The 1,571-nt window shown below is 60.3% G+C and carries 1 protein-coding gene and 1 pseudogene; both read left to right on the top strand.

The window, feature by feature from the left end:
- Window positions 1–243, top strand: a pseudogene (locus tag AB4048_RS28680) (hypothetical protein); the annotation flags it as partial.
- Between the two features lie 125 nt (window positions 244–368).
- Entirely contained in the window at window positions 369–1,136 is a 768-nt protein-coding gene (locus AB4048_RS28675; RefSeq protein WP_442205329.1) for a hypothetical protein, read from the top strand.
- The last annotated feature ends 435 nt before the right edge of the window (window positions 1,137–1,571 follow it).

Genomic DNA, 1,571 nt, shown 5'->3' with positions numbered 1-1,571 from the left:
CGTGGAGACTTCAGTGGCAATCGCATCGACGTCAACCGAAACATCAATGTTAATACATGGCACGGCGGAAACTACTGGCATGCCCCGGTCTATCACGGCGCCTGGTATGCCGGTGCGCCGGTGGCCGCAGGGGTCGCGGCTGGCGTCGCTGTTGGCGCCGCAGTGGCCCATCCTTACGCATATGCGCCCTACTACAACCGTGGCTACCGGTGCGGCTACTATCCATATCCGCCATGCGAGTGATGGCGGCTCAGAGATCGCCCCGCCCTGTTGAATGACGAGGGCTGCCGCGACCGCCCATCGGCGGTTGCTGTTCGAGATATGAATTCCCGATGCGGCTTGCCCGCCCCAGAAGATGGAGACCAGCAATGCTTGCCAGAAATCTCTCCTGCCTTGCCTTTGCCGCAACTGCGCTTTGCTGCGCCGTCGTCGGCGCCGTCGCCCAAGATGCGGGGGTCAAGCCCCACGTTCCCCTTCAGAAGACGATCGGCGTGGTCACACCGACCGGGCCGGTGCCGTCGCTCGCCGTCATCAACTCGGCGGGGGCGACGCTCACCAACGACAAGCTGACGTTGACCGGCGTCTTTGCGAGTTCGATCGTATTCGCCGACCGCCCGGTGCGCTCGGCCGGCCACGTGACGACCGAACAATTCATCATGCAATGGGATGAAGGTAAGGACAATTTCGCGAAGAACCCGCCCAATGCGACAGTCTCCATTCTCGGCGGCGACGGCTCTAAGGTCAGCGACGCAGTGGTCGTTTTGAAATCGCCCAAGCTCGATGGCAACACTCTGACGTTCGAGGTTTCGGTCCTTGAAGGAAGCCTCAACGGATCGAGCGGTCCCGCCGCGGTCTTTATCGATAATTTCAGCGGCGATTTCGGGGGCGGTGGCTATGGCGGAAGTGGCATAGGCAGCCCTAACTACGTCGGGTTGGCCCGCAGCGGATTGGGCGCGGGAGGCTCAGGTGACAATGGCGTACAAGCCCACAACTACTGGCATGCGCCGGTATACCACGGCGCCTGGTATCGCAGCTCCTTGCCTGGCGTATCGGACAGTGGTGGCGCAGGGCAACCCTACTACCACAATGACTATGACAGCACCTGCGTCGATACGCCCTTCGCGGCTTGCTACTGACGGAACACGAAGCGCTCGCGTTCTCCGCTAGAGTCGATTTTCGTCATCCCTTCTGGCTAGCGGTTGGCCAGAAGGGGCCAGACAGCGTCGATCATGATCCCCCACACCTCGGAATTTCTCCGGCAATTCCATATGGTTGCCGCGAAGATTAGCGGGCAAAACCCCGGTGCGTTTTACAATCAAAACTGCATCCTTTGAGGAAGATGCGCGTTTACTCTGCGATGGAGCGGAGTGTTGGCGATGCAGACAGGCTTCCTGCAAAGGTTTTCGACGGTAATCGTCGTCCTGGCAATGAGTGTCGGCGCGCTCTCACTGATGCGAACAAGGCATGGCGTCGGGTTCGATCGGTCGTTGCGGAATGAAGATCTGGGCGATGCTCGCGGCAGGACCGCAGGCGTTCCGGAAGACATACCCGTCAAAGGCCTTCGTGATGTC

The organism is Rhizobium sp. RAF56 (genome assembly GCF_052113965.1).
Taxonomy (GTDB): Bacteria; Pseudomonadota; Alphaproteobacteria; order Rhizobiales; family Rhizobiaceae; genus Rhizobium.
This window is presented reverse-complemented; position numbering and strand designations above follow the sequence as displayed.

Coding starts and splice junctions, on each gene's coding strand:
- AB4048_RS28675 (WP_442205329.1), top strand. CDS start 369: ATGCTTGCCAGAAATCTCTCCTGCCTTGCCTTTGCCGCAACTGCGCTT.